The sequence below is a fragment of the Pseudomonas sp. CH235 genome (assembly GCF_004368175.1).
Lineage (GTDB): Bacteria > Pseudomonadota > Gammaproteobacteria > Pseudomonadales > Pseudomonadaceae > Aquipseudomonas > Aquipseudomonas paraglycinae.
In genome coordinates this window covers 226,911-242,769 of sequence record NZ_RRZJ01000003.1, presented here as the reverse complement: position 1 = coordinate 242,769, position 15,859 = coordinate 226,911, and the positions used below count along the sequence as shown (strand labels likewise).

Genomic DNA, 15,859 nt, shown 5'->3' with positions numbered 1-15,859 from the left:
TTGAATTATATGGTCGGGACGGAGTGATTCGAACACTCGACCCCTAGCACCCCATGCTAGTGCGCTACCGGACTGCGCTACGCCCCGACTAGGTTTGAAACTCGTTCTCCATCTCGAAGAACGCTCAAGAATATATCGCAAGCTTTTGAAAACTGGAAGTATTTAAAAGCAGGAAATTATTTCTTGAGAACCACCAGAACATCTTCGAGCTCGGCGATCATCTGGCGGATCATTTGCTTGTATTGGGTGGTGTCGTCTTTGGCTTCATCGCCGGACAGACGCAGTCGCGCGCCGCCGATGGTAAACCCCTGATCGTAAAGGAGCGCGCGGATCTGCCGGATCATCAGCACGTCCTGGCGCTGATAATACCGGCGGTTTCCGCGGCGTTTGACGGGGTTGAGCTGAGGAAACTCCTGCTCCCAGTAGCGCAGCACGTGCGGTTTTACCGCACACAGCTCGCTGACTTCACCAATGGTGAAGTAGCGTTTGCCCGGGATGACGGGGAGTTCGTCGTTATGACTTGGTTCCAGCATAAGCCTCAACTCGGGCCTTCAACTTCTGCCCTGGACGAAAGGTGACCACACGGCGAGCCGTGATCGGGATTTCTTCCCCCGTTTTCGGGTTGCGGCCAGGCCGCTGGCGTTTGTCCCGAAGGTCGAAATTGCCGAAACCCGACAATTTGACCTGCTCGTTGTCTTCAAGAGCGTGCCTGATTTCCTCGAAAAACAGTTCAACCAATTCCTTGGCTTCCCGCTTGTTCAGGCCCAGCTCTTCATACAGACGTTCCGCCATCTCAGCTTTCGTCAAAGCCCCCATACGTCACTTCCTTAACGTGGCGTTCAACCTTTGTTCGAGCGAGGTGAGGATATTTTGCGTCGTCGAATTCACCTCATCGTCATTAAGAGTGCGCGATGGATGCTGCCAGGTCAAGCCGACTGCGAGGCTTTTTCTATCAGGATCAATGCCTTTACCCTGATATACGTCAAATAGCCTGAGGTCTGTCAGCCATTCGCCTGCATTTTCACGGATTACGTCCAGTACAGCCGAGGCTGCAACGTCTTTGTGCGCAATCAGTGCCAGGTCACGACGCACTTCAGGAAAGCGCGACAACTCGTGGAATTTCGGCATTTTACCCAGAGCGACTTCAGGCAGAACCAGCTCGAAGACGAAGACCGGACGGTCGAGACCCAGGGACTTCGACAGTTCAGGGTGAATCGCGCCGATAAAGCCGACTTCACGCCCTTCCCGCTCGATGCGTGCGGTCTGGCCCGGATGCAGCGCAGGGTGTTTGCCCGGTGCAAAAGTGAACTGATCCAGCGCACCGGCAAAGCCCAGCACTGCTTCTACGTCAGCCTTGACGTCGAAGAAGTCCACGGTATCGCGACCTTGCGCCCAGCCTTCCGGCAGACGGCTGCCGCATACCACACCGGCGATCATCGGCTCTTGCTTCAGACCTTCCAGCTGACCGACAAAGCGCAGACCGCTCTCGAACAGACGAACACGATCCTGCTGACGGTTGAGGTTGTGCTGCAACGCCTTGACCAGACCCGGCCACAGCGACGAACGCATGGCGGCCATGTCATTGGAGATCGGGTTCGCCAACAGCAGCGGCTCCACGCCCGGGTTGAACAGCTCGAACTGCTTCGGATCGATGAAGCTGTAGGTGATCGCTTCCTGGTAGCCACGGGCAACCAGCAGACGACGCAGCTCCGGCAGATCGCTGCGCGCTTCGGCCTTGGCCTGTGGCGCCAGACGAGCTTGCGGGTAACGAACCGGCAGGCGGTTGTAACCGTACAGACGAGCCAGCTCTTCGATCAGATCGACTTCCAGGCTGATGTCGAAGCGATGGCTTGGCACTTCTACGCGCCACTGCCCTGCTCCGTCGGCGGAAACCTTCAGACCCAAAGCATTGAGCAGACGCTCGACTTCGGCCGAATCCATTTCCATGCCCAGCATCTGGGTGATGCGCTGAGCGCGCAGGGTGATCGGCGCGATCGACGGCAAGTGCTGCTCGCTGACGGTCTCGATGATCGGGCCGGCTTCACCACCGGTGATTTCCAGCAGCAGGCCGGTGGCGCGCTCCATGGCTTCACGGGCCAGTTGCCAGTCCACACCGCGCTCATAGCGGTGCGAAGCGTCAGTGTGCAGACCATACGAACGAGCCTTGCCCGCGACAGCGATCTGGTCGAAGAACGCACTTTCAAGGAACACGTCGCGAGTGGTCGCGGAAACGCCACTGTGCTCGCCACCCATCACGCCGGCAATCGCCAGAGCGCGAGTGTGGTCGGCGATCACCAGCGTATCGCTGCGCAGGCTGACTTCCTGACCGTCGAGCAGAACGAGCTTCTCGCCCTCTTCCGCCATGCGCACACGGATGCCGCCATTGATTTCGGCGAGATCGAAGGCGTGCAGAGGCTGGCCCAGCTCGAGCATCACGTAGTTAGTGATGTCGACGGCGGCGTCGATGCTGCGGACTTCGGCGCGACGCAGACGCTCAACCATCCACAGCGGCGTCGGCCTGGACAGGTCAACGTTACGGATGACACGGCCCAGGTAACGCGGGCAGGCAGCAGGTGCCAGGACTTCTACCGAGCGCACTTCATCGTGCACAGCCGGAACGGTCATCACCACCGGGCGAGTGACCGGAGCGTCGTACAGCGCGCCGACTTCACGGGCCAGACCGGCCAGGGACAGGCAGTCGCCACGGTTCGGAGTCAGATCGACTTCGATGCTGGCGTCTTCCAGGTCCAGATAAACACGGAAATCTTCGCCCACCGGCGCATCGGCCGGCAGCTCCATCAGACCGTCATTGCCTTCACCGACCTGCAGCTCGGATTGCGAGCACAGCATGCCGTTGGACTCGACACCGCGCAGCTTGGCCTTCTTGATCTTGAAGTCGCCCGGCAGCTCGGCACCGATCATCGCGAACGGAATCTTCAGGCCTGGACGCACGTTTGGCGCACCGCACACGACCTGGAAAGTTTCCGCGCCATTGCTGACCTGGCACACGCGCAATTTGTCGGCATCGGGGTGCTGCTCGGTGCTCAGCACCTCACCCACCACCACGCCACTGAAAACACCGGCGGCCGGCGTAACGCTATCGACCTCAAGACCGGCCATCGACAGACGGGCAACCAGCGCGTCGCGATCTACCTGCGGGCTGACCCAGCCACGCAGCCATTGTTCACTGAATTTCATCCTGCTCTCCTAAGAATTCGTTACGACTAGCGAAATTGCGCGAGGAACCGCAAGTCGTTGTCGAAGAACAGACGCAAGTCGTTCACGCCGTAACGCAGCATGGCCAGACGCTCAACGCCCATGCCGAAGGCGAAGCCCGAGAACTCTTCCGGATCGATCCCGGACATGCGCAACACGTTCGGGTGAACCATGCCGCAGCCCATCACTTCCAGCCAGCCGGTCTGTTTGCAGACGCGGCAGCCTTTACCACTGCACATCACGCATTCCATGTCGACTTCGGCGGAAGGCTCGGTGAACGGGAAGTACGAAGGACGGAAACGCACCGCCAGCTCTTTCTCGAAGAACACCCGCAAGAACTCTTCGATCGTGCCTTTGAGGTCGGCGAAGTTGATATCGCGATCGACCAGCAGGCCTTCGACCTGGTGGAACATCGGCGAATGGGTGATATCGGAGTCGCTGCGGTACACACGGCCTGGGCAGACAATGCGGATCGGCGGCTTTTTCGATTCCATGGTGCGGACCTGTACCGGCGAGGTATGGGTGCGCAGCAACATGTTGGCGTTGAAATAGAAGGTGTCATGCATCGACCGGGCCGGGTGGTGGCCTGGGATGTTGAGCGCCTCGAAGTTGTGATAGTCGTCTTCAACCTCAGGGCCTTCGGCAATGCCGTAGCCGATATGGGTGAAGAACTGTTCGATACGTTCCAGAGTCCGGGTTACCGGATGCAGACCACCGGAGGTCTGACCGCGGCCCGGCAGGGTCACGTCAATCGATTCGGCAGACAGTTTGGCAGCCAGTTCGGCTTCTTCAAACAGAGCCATGCGCGCATTGAGAACGCCTGTAACACGTTCCTTGGCAACGTTGATCAGGGCGCCGACCTGCGGACGCTCTTCTGCCGGCAAATTCCCCAGGGTCTTCATCACCTGAGTCAATTCACCCTTTTTGCCAAGGTATTGAACCCGGATTTGCTCCAGGGCATTGATATCTTCAGCGCTTTGCACAGCCTCTAGTGCTTGAGAGACCAGCGCATCCAGGTTTTCCATGTACAGACTCCAGATACAAAATAGGGGAAGAGCTTGAAGGCTCTTCCCCTATTTATGACGTTTAACACCTGGCCCCACAGAGGTGTGGCCAGGTGACTGTCGGGGGTACTTAAGCCAAGGTGGCTTTAGCTTTCTCGACAATCGCAGCAAACGCCGCTTTTTCGTTCACTGCCAGATCAGCCAGAACCTTACGGTCGATCTCGATGGACGCTTTTTTCAGGCCAGCGATGAAACGGCTGTAGGACAGACCGTTAACACGAGCACCAGCGTTGATACGAGCGATCCACAGAGCGCGGAACTGACGTTTTTTCTGACGACGGTCACGGTAGGCGTATTGGCCTGCCTTGATTACCGCTTGCTTGGCAACACGGAATACGCGGGAGCGTGCGCCGTAGTAGCCTTTAGCAAGTTTCAGAATTTTTTTGTGACGTTTACGGGCAATGACGCCACGCTTTACACGAGCCATGAGTTACTTCCTCTATTCTTGATCCAAAAATTAACGAAGGCGCAGCATGCGCTCGACTTTTGCCACGTCAGACGGATGCAGCAAGCTGCTACCGCGCAGTTGACGCTTACGCTTGGTCGACATTTTGGTCAGGATGTGGCTCTTGAAAGCGTGCTTGTGCTTGATACCGTTAGCAGTTTTCAGAAACCGCTTAGCAGCACCACTTTTGGTTTTCATCTTTGGCATGTTCGGATACTCCGCATTCAGTTGATAAACATAATCAGAAGGCCTGCCGTGCCCTGTTGATTACTTCTTCTTTTTCGGGGCGATGACCATGATCAGCTGGCGTCCTTCCATCTTAGGATGCTGTTCGACCGAACCGTACTCGAGCAGGTCTTGTTCAACCCGCTTGAGGAGTTCCATCCCCAGCTCCTGGTGGGCCATCTCACGGCCGCGGAATCGCAAGGATACCTTGGCCCTGTCCCCGTCACTCAGGAAACGTACCAGGTTGCGCAGTTTTACCTGGTAATCCCCTTCCTCCGTCCCTGGACGAAACTTGATTTCTTTTACCTGAATCTGCTTCTGGTTCTTCTTCGCCGCAGCAATCTGCTTCTTCTTTTCGAAGATCGATTTGCCGTAGTCCATCACCCGGCAAACCGGCGGGACTGCGTCGGCAGAGATTTCTACCAGATCAAGCTTTGCTTCTTCAGCAATACGAAGCGCTTCATCAATCGAGACGATGCCAATCTGCTCGCCATCAGCGCCAATTAACCGAACCTCGCGTGCCGAGATATTCTCGTTGATCGGGGCTTTCGGTGCAGCTCGTTTATCTTGTCTCATTTCACGCTTAATAATAATTACTCCGAATCTGGGCGACCACGCCGGGAAACCGCTTGCGCGAGAAACTCAGCGAACTGGGCGACGGGCATCGAGCCCAGGTCAGCACCTTCACGAGTACGCACAGCGACAGTCTGCATCTCGACTTCCTTATCCCCAATAACCAAGAGATATGGAACCTTGAGCAAAGTATGCTCGCGGATTTTAAAGCCGATCTTTTCATTTCTCAAGTCGGACTTGGCACGAAACCCGCTTTCGTTGAGAGTTTTTTCGACCTGAGCGACGAAATCTGCCTGTTTATCAGTGATATTCATGATCACTGCCTGGGTTGGCGCCAGCCACGCAGGGAATGCACCTTCGTAGTGCTCGATCAGAATCCCGACGAAACGCTCGAACGAACCGAGGATCGCACGGTGCAACATCACCGGATGCTTGCGGCTGTTGTCTTCGGAGACGTATTCGGCTCCCAGACGCACCGGCAGGTTGAAATCGAGCTGCAAGGTACCACACTGCCACACGCGACCGAGGCAATCTTTCAGCGAGAATTCAATCTTCGGACCGTAGAAAGCGCCCTCACCCGGCTGCAGATCGTACGGCAGACCAGCGCTATCAAGCGCTGCAGCCAGGGCCGCTTCGGCGCGATCCCACAGCTCGTCGGAACCGACGCGTTTTTCCGGACGAGTGGACAGCTTCATCTCGATGTCTTTAAAGCCGAAGTCGGCATAAACATCCATGGTCAGCTTGATGAACGCTGCGGATTCAGCCTGCATCTGTTCTTCGGTGCAGAAGATGTGGGCGTCGTCCTGAGTGAACGCACGCACACGCATGATGCCGTGCAGCGCACCCGACGGCTCGTTGCGATGGCAGGCACCGAACTCGGCCAAGCGCATCGGCAGCTCGCGGTAGCTCTTCAGACCCTGGTTGAACACCTGCACGTGGCAAGGGCAGTTCATCGGCTTGATGGCGTAGTCGCGGCTTTCCGACTCGGTGGTGAACATGTTGTCGGCGTAGTTGGCCCAGTGCCCGGATTTCTCCCACAGGCTGCGGTCAACGACTTGCGGCGTCTTGATCTCGAGATAGCCGTTGTCGCGCTGCACTTTGCGCATGTACTGCTCGAGAACCTGGTAAAGCGTCCAGCCATTCGGGTGCCAGAACACCATGCCCGGCGCTTCTTCCTGGGTGTGGAACAGGCCCAGGCGCTTGCCGATCTTGCGGTGATCGCGCTTTTCAGCTTCTTCGATACGCTGGATGTAAGCAGCCAGTTGCTTCTTGTCAGCCCACGCGGTGCCGTAAACGCGCTGCAATTGCTCGTTCTTGGCATCACCGCGCCAGTAGGCGCCGGACAGCTTGGTCAGCTTGAAGGATTTCAGGAAGCGAGTGTTCGGCACGTGCGGACCGCGGCACATGTCGACGTATTCTTCGTGATAGTACAGGCCCATGGCCTGCTCGTTCGGCATGTCCTCGACCAGACGCAGCTTGTAATCTTCGCCACGAGCCTTGAACACTTCGATCACTTCGGCACGCGGAGTGACTTTCTTGATGACGTCGTATTCAGTGTCGATCAGCTGTTGCATGCGCTGTTCGATGGCCGCCATGTCGTCCGGCGTAAAAGGACGCTCGAAGGCGATGTCGTAATAGAAGCCTTCATCAATGACCGGACCGATGACCATTTTGGCCGTCGGGTACAACTGCTTGACCGCGTGGCCAACCAGGTGGGCGCAAGAGTGGCGAATGATCTCCAGCCCCTCTTCATCCTTTGGCGTGATGATTTGCAGCGTTGCGTCGCTGTCGATGATGTCGCTGGCGTCAACCAGCTTGCCGTTCACCTTGCCGGCCAGGGTGGCCTTGGCCAGGCCTGCACCGATGGATGCGGCGACCTCGGCTACGGAAACCGGGTGATCGAATGAACGTTGACTGCCGTCGGGAAGAGTAATAGTTGGCATGGCGCCTCCTCTCCTAGTGGTGACCCCTACCAAAGGTCACGTGGGTTGGGATGAGCCAGTACAAGATCCGATCCAGGCCATTCAATGACGAACGCCTGCCTTACAGCGGCAGGAGCCTTGCGGCCAACCGGAAAACCGAACCAGAGTGACTGGGATTCAAATCAGAAAATTCGTACGCTGCCGCTGCCAGGACTGAAGGTCATCCGGAGCTTGCGAACGCCCGAGCCAGGCATGCTAGCACAGATGAACGGTCACCGATGCACTCTGGTTTTACCGGGAGGCAAATCGTCCGTTTTATGCCAGAGTGCTGAACTTGATCGGCCTTAGGCCCCTCAGATAACAAGACATTGACCCACAAGGAGCATCCTCGCATGCGTCTTAACACCCTGCTTGCTGCAGTCGCCCCCCTCGTTTTGCTGCTGCCGTTGAGCGCCCACGCCGACTGGCCGAAGGGCGAGCGTGAGAAATACATGGCTCAGTGCACCCAGGCGGCCACTCCGCAAATCGGTGCCGCTGCCGCAAAGTCCCACTGCGCGTGCGGTGCCGATGCGATCAAGTCCTACCCGGCCAGCGACATTCAGGCACTGATGGACAACAAGGCCAGCCAGGAACTGCAGCAGAAAGCCCTGGGGCAAATTGCCAAATGCAAGGCCAATACCCCGGCGAAAAAATGATGAAACAGGCCTTTTCACTGCCCCCAGCACCGCTGAAAAGCATCTGATTCAGGCCTTTTCGTACGATTTATGCAGGTTTTACAGGTTTTTTTATTGTCTTTATTTTTCGCCAGAAGCCTTTTAAACCGGGGCCTCCAGCCGAAACAGGCAGTAAAGAAAACACGACTGATTGGCAAACAGCACGTCCGGGGGGCTACCAAAGCGAACATTTCGACTATGATACCCCAGTGTGCCCAGTTGGCCTGAGCAGCACAGTACTACTGAAAATATATGTTTCTTGGAGATACACCATGTCTAATCGCCAAACCGGCACCGTTAAATGGTTCAACGATGAAAAAGGCTTCGGCTTCATCACTCCTCAAGGTGGCGGTGACGACCTGTTCGTACACTTCAAAGCTATCGAATCCGACGGTTTCAAAAGCCTGAAAGAAGGCCAGACCGTTTCCTTCGTGGCTGAGAAAGGCCAAAAGGGTATGCAAGCTGCACAAGTTCGCCCAGAGTAATTTCCCGGCGCACTAAAAAAACCCCGTCCATGTGACGGGGTTTTTTATGGGTGAAACAAACGCCCGAAAGGCTCAGCCGCAGTTGACGCGGGTGACTACCAGGTTCTGATCGGTATTCAGGTTGAGGCGATCGGAGCGGTACTCCAAAGTGATCATGTCATTTGGCTTGAGGAATCGGGCGTTCTGCGCACCGGCTTTCTTGCGCGCTTGCTCCAATAGTTCCGGCGAAGCTTTCTTGCCGAGAGCGAACTCCGCAGCCGATGCTTCACAACGACCATGTCCGGCCTCAGTCGCCACGGGATCCTTCTGCGACTCGCTGGAGGTCGTAGAGCAACCAGCCAACAGAGCAACGGCCATCAGTGCACCCAGTGACGCGAACTTCCAAGGCATTGAAGCCTCCTTATTTCAATTTTGAGCAGAGATCGTGCGACCGCCAATACGGCGTTTGGTTTCACGGTGAGTGCTATCACCCCGCCCCACAATCGGAAAAACACTGAGTGTGCCTGAGCAACGTCTGAAGCTTCACCCCGTAAAACGTCACTGAATATTAATGACGCTCAGTAGACATCTATGTAATCGAAGGGAGGATTTGGCCAGTTGTCCTTGAGCGCGTTGAAGATCTGCATGACCCAGACTTCGTCGTTGGCCGCGACATTTCCCACGTATCCCGAGCCTTTTGCCCAGGTCTCCAGACGAAATAGCAGGCCATCTATGTCTTGACCACCAGTGACACCCGAAGAGATATACGCAATCCCGCCCTTGGTCACGCGCAGTTGAGTGTGTTCGTCATCACTGGCTGACGCCAGCATCCGGCGGACAGCATCAAGGGTCAGGCCGTCGGGGCTATTCAAATCGATCTGCACAGCGCAATCCTTGTTTTTTTGCGGAAACGACCAAGTGTCGCATAGCCCTGCGCTCATGCCTAAGTCGCAGTGCCAAACGCTCGGCAAAGTGGTTAACTCAAAACTCCGATCCCGCGACCGAGCCTTGCCATGACCACCGTAAGCATTACCGCCGACATCAAGGCCGCCTGGCCGCAAGGGCACAGCTCTTACAGTCCGGGCAGTCCGGAGGAATTGGCATTGATCAGCATTGACTTGCTGGTGAAGGCGCTGGGAACGCAAGGCGCGCAGTCGTTCATCGCCCAGTTGTTCGAAAAGTATCCCGATGACTTCAAAGGCACATCGGACACCGAGAGGGAGTAAAAGCCCGCAAGCTGGCACCTGCGGGCGTATCGCTTACTTCAGACGTTTCAGACGCTCGGTCAGCAGATCGAAAAAGCCTTGGGCGTCGCCGTTCTCCACCCAGAAGGCGTTCTTCGGCGCCTTGAGGCCGTCATACCAGTCGACAATAGTCTGGCCGAAGGTCGGGCCTTCACGGCTGTCGACCACCACATTCACCGACCGGCCAGTGAACAGCTCAGGCTTGAGCAGATAAGCCACGACGGTGGCGTCATGCACAGGACCACCCGGAATGCCGTAGTGCTCCATATCGCCTTTGATGTACTCGTTGAGGATGTCGCCGACAATCTTGCTCGCATTGTTGTTCAGCGCCGCGATCTGCTTCAGGCGCGCATCACTGGTCAGGATCTTGTGGGTCACGTCCAGCGGCAGGTAGGTCAGTTTCACCCCGCTTTTAAGCACCACTTCTGCCGCTTGCGGGTCGGCGTACAGGTTGAATTCGGCCACTGGCGTGATGTTGCCGCCATTGAAGTGGGCGCCACCCATGATCACCACTTCCTTGATCCCCTGAACAATCTCCGGCTCCTGGATCAGCGCCAGAGCCAGGTTGGTCTGCGGGCCGAGCATCGCGATTGTGATGCTGTGCGGCTTGGCTTTTTTCAGTGTGTCGATCAAGTAGTTGACCGCATTGCCCTCGGCCAGGCCTTTTTTCGGTTCGTGCACGGTGACACCCGACAGGCCTTCCTTGCCATGGATGTTTTCGGCGTAGATCGGCGTGCGCATCAACGGTTTTGGCGCGCCGGCGTACACCGGAATCTCTTCCCGCTCTGCCCACTCACGGGCCAACCGCGCATTGCGCGAAGTCTTGTCCAGACGCACGTTGCCGGCCACGGTGGTGAACGCGCGAATGTTCAGCTCCTCCGGTGAGGCCATGGCTAACAACAGGGCGACCACGTCGTCGGCGCCCGGATCGGTGTCGATGATCAGGTCGATCTTTTCCGCCGCTTGGGCGCCGGTCGCGGTTATCACGGACAAAAGCAGCAGACTCCGAATCAATTGATGCATTTTTTGAGCATAGCGCTGCATGGCGCATTCCTTGTGCAGATGAAATCAAAAGGGGCGAACCCTGTTTAGAACGTAACTCCAGACACCAGCACGATGTTGCAGTACGGCTGGCATTCGCCCGTACGAACAATCGCTCGTGCCTGTCGGCTGAGTACTTTGAATTGCTCGTGACTGAGCAGGTCACGCCGCCCCAGCGAGCCTTCGTCATTCAGCTCGTCCAGCGTGGACAGCGCGGTCGGTTGCTTGTCGAAAATCTCCTTGGCCAGCGCGTGGCTTTCCACCTGCATTTCGCTGAGCACGACTTTCAGGGTGCTGACGAAATCCGGAACGCCGTGCGTCAACGCCAAGTCGATCAACTCGACACCCGGCGGCACCGGCAGGCCGGCATCGCCGATCACGACCATGTCGCCATGCCCAAGGGAAGCAATCAGCCGCGACAGGGCGACATTGAGCAAAGGAGTCTTTTTCATGCGGGTTTGAATGCCTGTACGTCGGAGGTGGTGGGAATGGACGGCTGGGCACCTGCCCGGGTAACCGACAGGGCCGCAGCGACCTGCCCGAAACGAATGGCCTCGTCCTCGGTTCTGCCGGCCGCCAGTGCCGCCGAAAATCCGCCGACAAACGTATCCCCGGCGGCGGTGGTATCGACCGCCTTCACTTTGGGTGCAGGAAAATGCTGGTAACCCGTGCCGTTGGCGAACAACGAGCCTTGAGCCCCCAGCGTGATGATGACCTTGCCGGCGCCCAGTGACATCAGGTGCGCAGCGGCTTTTTCAGCGGTCGCCAGCGAGTCCACCGGCAAACCGCTGAGGGCGGCGGCCTCGCTCTCGTTGGGAATCAGGTAATCGATGGCGGCAAACCAGTCTGCCGGCAGCGGGCGACTGGCCGGCGCAGGGTTGAGGATGACCGTCTTGCCCAGTTCACGTCCACGTTTCAGCGCATGGCCTACCGTGGCGTCGGGGATTTCCAATTGGCAGATGATCACGTCGGCCGCTTGCAGCACGGCGTCGAACCGGTCGATGACCGCCGGGGTCATCGAACCATTGGCGCCGGCCACGATGACAATCGCGTTCTGACTGTTGTCATCGACCACGATCAGCGCCACGCCACTGGAATCCTCCACCACGCTGACCGCCTGACAATCGATCTGCTCGGCCAGCAACGCGTCGCGCAATTGCACGCCATAGTCATCGTTGCCGACACAGCCGACCATCGACACCTGCGCACCCAGCCGTGCAGCGGCTACCGCCTGATTGGCGCCCTTGCCGCCGGACACAGTCGCGAAAGAATGGCCGATCAGCGTCTCACCGCCCCGGGGCAAGCGCGGCGCCCGAGTGACCAGGTCCATGTTCAGGCTGCCTATTACCACTACATTTGCGGACATACATCATTACTCATCAATTCGGTTTCAGCGGTATTCGGTGAACACCCCGGACAGCGGTGCAGTCGATTCGCGCAGGACAATACTCGGGGTCACGATCCGCTGATCCGTCGCCAGATCCGGGGTGGCAATTCTTCGCAACAACACTTCCGCGGCCATCTCGCCCAGTTGCAGGATCGACTGGCCCACGGTCGTCAACGCTGGATACACATAGCGACTCATCTGGATATCGTCGAAGCCGATCACCGACAGCTCGGCGGGCACGCGCACGTTACGTTCCGCCGCCGCTCGCAACACGCCAATGCCGATCATGTCGTTACCGGCAAAAATCGCGCTCGGCGGGTTGTGCTCAAGCAGAACCGAAGCCGCGTTGTAACCGCCGGTGCTGGTGAAGTCGCTTTCCAGCATGCGCGACGGGGCCACTTCAACACCCGCCTCTTTCAGCGCTCGAGCAAAACCGGCCTGACGCATTTGCGCGACGCTGGTACTCGTCGGACCACCGATCGTGGCGATATCGCGATGACCGAGCTCAAGCAAATGCCGCGTCGCGAGGTACGCGCCATATTCGTGATCGATGCGCACCAGGTCGGCGTCCACGCCTTCGAGTCCACGGTCGACGATCACCATCGGCGTCTTTACGCCCGCCAGTCCTTGCGCCAGACCACTGTCGCCACCTGCCGAGGCGACGATCAATCCGTCGATGCGCTTTTCCAGCAGGACCCGCAGGTAGCTGCGCTGCTTGTCCGGGTTGTCGTCGGAGTTGCAGAGAATCACGCAGTAGCCGTTACGCTCGCAGTAATCCTCGATCCCGCGCGCCAGTTCGGCGAAGTACGGGTTGAGGCTGTTGGGCACCAGCAAACCGATGGTGGCGGTGGTTTTCGCTTTCAGCGATCGGGCCACGGCGCTCGGTACATAGTCGAGACTCTTGATCGCCGCCTCGACCTTGAGCCGCACTTCTTCGCTCACCGGTCGGGTCTTGTTTACTACGTGGGACACGGTCGTGTAGGAAATTCCTGCAAGTGCCGCCACATCCTTGATCGTTGCCATTTATCAGCCCCGTCGGCTTGCGCGTTGACTGCGATAGGTGTCGAGCACCACGGCGATCACGATCACCGCACCGGTGATGATGCGCTTGGTCGGCTCGGTCGCGCCAATCTGCGCCAGACCGGCCGCCAGGACGGAGATGATCAACACACCGAAAAAGGTGCTGATCACCGAACCACGTCCGCCCATCAGGCTGGTGCCGCCGATCACCACGGCAGCGATGACTTGCAGCTCAAGGCCGGAACCAGCGTTCGGGTCGGCCGCTTCCAGCCGGGAAATCTGGAACAGCGCCGCAATGCCGGCGAGCAGCCCCATCAGGCTGAACACCAGAATTTTGTAGGGCTTGGGATTGATCCCCGCCAGACGCACCGCTTCTTCGTTGGTGCCAATGCCGATCAGATAGCGGCCGAACACGGTACGGGTCAGAACGGCCTGGGCAACGAAAATGACCAGCAAGGCGATGATGAACGACGGCGAAATGCCGAAGGCGATCGGGTTCGACAGCCAGGCGAAGGAATCACCGATATAGGCCGTGCGCGAACCGGTCATCTGATAAGCCAGGCCACGGGCCATTTCCAGAACACCGAGCGACACAATGAATGACGGAATTCGCCACGCCACGGTAATCGAGCCGGTCACCGTGCCGGCCAACGCTGCAACGGCCATACCCAACAAGGCAGCCGGCAATACGCTCCAGCCCCAGCCAAGAATCGCCACGCTGACGGTAGATGCCGCGAGCGCCAGTACCGAGCCTACCGACAGGTCGATCCCGCCGATGATCAGGACGAACGTCATGCCCACCGCCAGAACCATCAGGTCGGGAATCTGGTTGGCCAGGGTGCTGAAGGTGTTATACGACAGGAAATGGCTGCTCATGACCGAGAACAGCGCAATCATTGCCAGCAACGCGCCTGCCAGGCCCAGATAAGTGCCGAGGCCGTAGAAATTGCCACTGGATTTGCCGGCGGAAGATGCAGTTTTCATGGGAGATCCCTAGGCGCTGCTTCGTTGAGCAACGCATCACGTTTCTGGTAGCCGGCGAACGCGGCGGCAAGCAAGTCATCCTGGGTCCAGCTGTCGCGCTCGAACGTGTCGATCAGGCGCCCTGCCGACAACACACCGATGCGGTCGCAGATCAGCATCAGCTCGCGCAAATCGCTGGACACCACGACCAGCGCTTTGCCCTGCCGAGTCAGTTCGCCGAGCAAGGCATAAATATCGAACTTGGCGCCGACATCGATACCGCGAGTCGGCTCGTCGAACAGCAGCACCGAACAGTCGCGCTCGAGCCAGCGCCCGATCACCACCTTTTGCTGGTTGCCGCCGGACAGCTCGGACACCAGCTGCGTCGGGCTGGAACTGCGGATGCGCATGGCGTCGATCTGCCGTTGCGCGAGCTTAGTTTCATCGCCGTTGTTGACGAACCCGCCGCTGGAAATTTCCGGCATGTTGCCCAAGGCAATGTTGGCGCTGATCGACTGACTCAGCAGCAGGCCTTCGCCCTTGCGATCCTCGGTGATCAAGGCGATACCGTTGCGCACTGCATCGACTGGCGAGCGAATGCTCACCGTTTTTGCCGGCGAACCGAGTGCCACCGTGCCGCTGTCCGCGACATCGGCGCCGAAGATCAGCCGCAAAAGCTCGGTGCGCCCTGCTCCGATCAGCCCCGAAATGCCGAAAATCTCACCGGCGCGAACCTCAAAGGACACGTCACGCACCTTGTCGGAGCGGGTCAGACCTTTGACCGTCAGGGCCGGCGCGCCGATGTTGCGAGCCCCCAGATCGATATGCTCGCCCAGCTCCCGACCAACCATCAGGGTGACCAGTTGCTCGCTGTTGTAATTGGCCATTGGCTCGACACAGACCAGGTTGCCGTCGCGCAACACGGCAATGCGCTGTGCTACCCGGGCCAGCTCTTCGAGGCGATGCGAGATGTAGATGATCGAGACGCCGCGCGCCTGCAACCGGGTGATCTGCTCGAAAAGCATTTCAACTTCGCGAGCGGTGAGCATTGCGGTCGGTTCGTCGAGGATCAGCACATGGCAATCGCCGATCAGGTTGCGAGCGATCTCGACCATTTGCTGGTGACCGATGCCCAATTCGCCGACCAGTGTGTCCGGGTCGATGGCATCGAGGCCGACTTGAGCCATGGCTTCGATGGCGGCCTTGCGCAGCTGCTTGCGACTGATCCAGCCACCGTTACTTGGCAGGTTGTCGAGGAACAGGTTCTCCGCCACCGAAAGCGTCGGCAGCAGATTGAGCTCTTGCATGACCATGCGCACACCCAGCTCTTCAGCCTGCGTGCGACTGCCGGGGCGATAGTCCTTGCCCTGGAACTGCATCTGGCCGGTGGTAGGTGTGACCAGCCCGCCGATGATCTTCGACAGGGTGCTTTTGCCGGCACCGTTCTCACCGGTCAGCGCCAGCACTTCACCGCGCATCAACGTCAGGTCGATGCCGGTCAGAACCGGTTGCGCATAGGTCTTGCCGATACCGCTGACCGAGAGGACAGCGTTCGGAGCGGAAACTGACATAAAAATCTCCA

General features: G+C 58.3%; 19 protein-coding genes and 1 tRNA gene. 3 read left to right on the top strand and 17 right to left on the bottom strand.

Annotated elements, in window-relative coordinates; genetic code table 11:
- Positions 1 to 10: 10 nt before the first annotated feature.
- The 9 genes from EIY71_RS04995 to thrS form a co-directional block, all read right to left on the bottom strand.
- Positions 11 to 87, bottom strand: a tRNA-Pro gene (locus tag EIY71_RS04995).
- 89 nt (positions 88 to 176) lie between these two features.
- Complete coding sequence (locus tag EIY71_RS04990; protein WP_003179985.1) at positions 177 to 533, bottom strand: MerR family transcriptional regulator; 357 nt, start codon at positions 531 to 533, stop codon at positions 177 to 179.
- The gene (gene ihfA, locus EIY71_RS04985; RefSeq protein ID WP_002553164.1) at positions 514 to 816 is read right to left on the bottom strand and encodes an integration host factor subunit alpha; all 303 of its coding nucleotides are present in this window, start codon (positions 814 to 816) and stop codon (positions 514 to 516) included. Before ihfA ends, EIY71_RS04990 begins: the two co-directional genes overlap by 20 nt.
- A 3-nt stretch (positions 817 to 819) precedes the next feature.
- Complete coding sequence (pheT, locus tag EIY71_RS04980) at positions 820 to 3,198, bottom strand: phenylalanine--tRNA ligase subunit beta (RefSeq protein WP_129973551.1); 2,379 nt, start codon at positions 3,196 to 3,198, stop codon at positions 820 to 822.
- Positions 3,199 to 3,224: 26 nt separating this feature from the next.
- Complete coding sequence (gene pheS, locus EIY71_RS04975) at positions 3,225 to 4,241, bottom strand: phenylalanine--tRNA ligase subunit alpha (RefSeq protein ID WP_011333387.1); 1,017 nt, start codon at positions 4,239 to 4,241, stop codon at positions 3,225 to 3,227.
- A gap of 109 nt (positions 4,242 to 4,350) precedes the next feature.
- Positions 4,351 to 4,707: a 50S ribosomal protein L20 gene (gene rplT / locus EIY71_RS04970; protein WP_002553161.1), complete on the bottom strand. Its 357-nt coding sequence runs from the start codon at positions 4,705 to 4,707 to the stop codon at positions 4,351 to 4,353.
- 30 nt (positions 4,708 to 4,737) lie between these two features.
- On the bottom strand, positions 4,738 to 4,932 hold the full coding sequence (gene rpmI / locus EIY71_RS04965; protein WP_002553160.1) for a 50S ribosomal protein L35: 195 nt from the start codon (positions 4,930 to 4,932) through the stop codon (positions 4,738 to 4,740).
- Positions 4,933 to 4,992: 60 nt separating this feature from the next.
- Complete coding sequence (gene infC, locus EIY71_RS04960; RefSeq protein ID WP_169432615.1) at positions 4,993 to 5,544, bottom strand: translation initiation factor IF-3; 552 nt, start codon at positions 5,542 to 5,544, stop codon at positions 4,993 to 4,995.
- Positions 5,544 to 7,466: a threonine--tRNA ligase gene (gene thrS, locus EIY71_RS04955; protein WP_085747798.1), complete on the bottom strand. Its 1,923-nt coding sequence runs from the start codon at positions 7,464 to 7,466 to the stop codon at positions 5,544 to 5,546. Before thrS ends, infC begins: the two co-directional genes overlap by 1 nt.
- Before the next feature lie 371 nt (positions 7,467 to 7,837).
- Here thrS and EIY71_RS04950 point away from each other — a divergent pair, with 371 nt between their 5' ends.
- Entirely contained in the window at positions 7,838 to 8,140 is a 303-nt protein-coding gene (locus EIY71_RS04950; RefSeq protein WP_085747799.1) for a hypothetical protein, read from the top strand.
- Positions 8,141 to 8,430: 290 nt separating this feature from the next.
- Positions 8,431 to 8,643, top strand: a complete 213-nt coding sequence (locus EIY71_RS04945; RefSeq protein WP_003179963.1) for a cold-shock protein — start codon at positions 8,431 to 8,433, stop codon at positions 8,641 to 8,643.
- A gap of 72 nt (positions 8,644 to 8,715) precedes the next feature.
- Here EIY71_RS04945 and EIY71_RS04940 read toward each other — a convergent pair whose 3' ends face one another.
- Positions 8,716 to 9,033, bottom strand: coding sequence for an I78 family peptidase inhibitor (locus EIY71_RS04940; protein WP_085747800.1), 318 nt, complete (start codon positions 9,031 to 9,033; stop codon positions 8,716 to 8,718).
- 167 nt (positions 9,034 to 9,200) lie between these two features.
- Complete coding sequence (locus EIY71_RS04935; RefSeq protein ID WP_102688394.1) at positions 9,201 to 9,506, bottom strand: hypothetical protein; 306 nt, start codon at positions 9,504 to 9,506, stop codon at positions 9,201 to 9,203.
- Positions 9,507 to 9,635: 129 nt separating this feature from the next.
- On the opposite strand from EIY71_RS04935, the gene EIY71_RS04930 reads away from it, so the two are divergent.
- Positions 9,636 to 9,848 (top strand): hypothetical protein, encoded by a 213-nt coding sequence (locus EIY71_RS04930; RefSeq protein WP_102688393.1) that lies wholly within the window; start codon positions 9,636 to 9,638, stop codon positions 9,846 to 9,848.
- A gap of 33 nt (positions 9,849 to 9,881) precedes the next feature.
- Here EIY71_RS04930 and EIY71_RS04925 read toward each other — a convergent pair whose 3' ends face one another.
- Genes EIY71_RS04925 through EIY71_RS04900 form a run of 6 tightly spaced genes read right to left on the bottom strand, consistent with a single transcriptional unit; the run spans position 9,882 to position 15,848 of the window.
- Positions 9,882 to 10,910: a nucleoside hydrolase gene (locus EIY71_RS04925; protein ID WP_134020742.1), complete on the bottom strand. Its 1,029-nt coding sequence runs from the start codon at positions 10,908 to 10,910 to the stop codon at positions 9,882 to 9,884.
- A gap of 44 nt (positions 10,911 to 10,954) precedes the next feature.
- Positions 10,955 to 11,359, bottom strand: coding sequence for a D-ribose pyranase (rbsD, locus tag EIY71_RS04920; protein WP_007956017.1), 405 nt, complete (start codon positions 11,357 to 11,359; stop codon positions 10,955 to 10,957).
- Positions 11,356 to 12,273, bottom strand: coding sequence for a ribokinase (rbsK, locus tag EIY71_RS04915; RefSeq protein WP_129973554.1), 918 nt, complete (start codon positions 12,271 to 12,273; stop codon positions 11,356 to 11,358). Before rbsK ends, rbsD begins: the two co-directional genes overlap by 4 nt.
- 24 nt (positions 12,274 to 12,297) lie before the next feature.
- The gene (locus EIY71_RS04910; protein ID WP_102688390.1) at positions 12,298 to 13,317 is read right to left on the bottom strand and encodes a LacI family DNA-binding transcriptional regulator; all 1,020 of its coding nucleotides are present in this window, start codon (positions 13,315 to 13,317) and stop codon (positions 12,298 to 12,300) included.
- Between the two features lie 3 nt (positions 13,318 to 13,320).
- The gene (locus EIY71_RS04905; protein ID WP_064594871.1) at positions 13,321 to 14,298 is read right to left on the bottom strand and encodes an ABC transporter permease; all 978 of its coding nucleotides are present in this window, start codon (positions 14,296 to 14,298) and stop codon (positions 13,321 to 13,323) included.
- Entirely contained in the window at positions 14,295 to 15,848 is a 1,554-nt protein-coding gene (locus EIY71_RS04900) for a sugar ABC transporter ATP-binding protein (protein ID WP_085747806.1), read from the bottom strand. Before EIY71_RS04900 ends, EIY71_RS04905 begins: the two co-directional genes overlap by 4 nt.
- Positions 15,849 to 15,859 lie beyond the last annotated feature (11 nt).